This window comes from Ralstonia sp. VS2407 (genome assembly GCF_052950655.1).
Map to the genome: position 1 here is coordinate 1 of NZ_JBRFVG010000150.1, position 518 is coordinate 518.

The window sequence follows — 518 nt, forward strand, 5'->3', positions numbered from 1 at the left end:
CGCGCCGAACTGCGATGCGCCGGCGAGCGGCGTCGGGTCGTACTCGTAGACGGTCTGCGCGCTTCGGCCGCTGTTCTTCGCGTAGCCGAGGTTCAGGTACGCGACGGTGCGCTTCGACAGCGAGCACGTCGTGCTCGCGATGAACAGCGTCGGGTGGCCGACCTGCGGCGTCGGCGAATCGGTGTGGTAAATGCCGCCCGCGAAGCCGAAGCGTCCGCTTGCCTGATAGCGCGCGCCGCCCCAGACGATCGTGCGGGCCGGATCGAGCTCGCCCGTCAGGCGCTGGACGCCGGCGTGGACGGTGAGCGGCAGCGAGGCGAACGCGTAACGCGCGGCGAACGTGCCGATGTCGCGCCGCTGCGCGGAGCGATCGGCGCCGCCTTGCGCCGTGCCGTGCGAGCGATGCAGCACGGCGCTCGCCGACAGGCCGCTGCTCGTGAACTGGCCGCCCAGCTCGAGCACGCGGCCGGCGCGCGTGTTACCCGCGATACCGGCCATCGCGGCGAGCGCCTCGACGT

The 518-nt window shown here is 72.6% G+C and carries 1 pseudogene; it reads right to left on the minus strand.

The features are described from left to right. A pseudogene (locus ACU8YE_RS24335) lies at window positions 1-518 on the minus strand (porin); the annotation flags it as partial.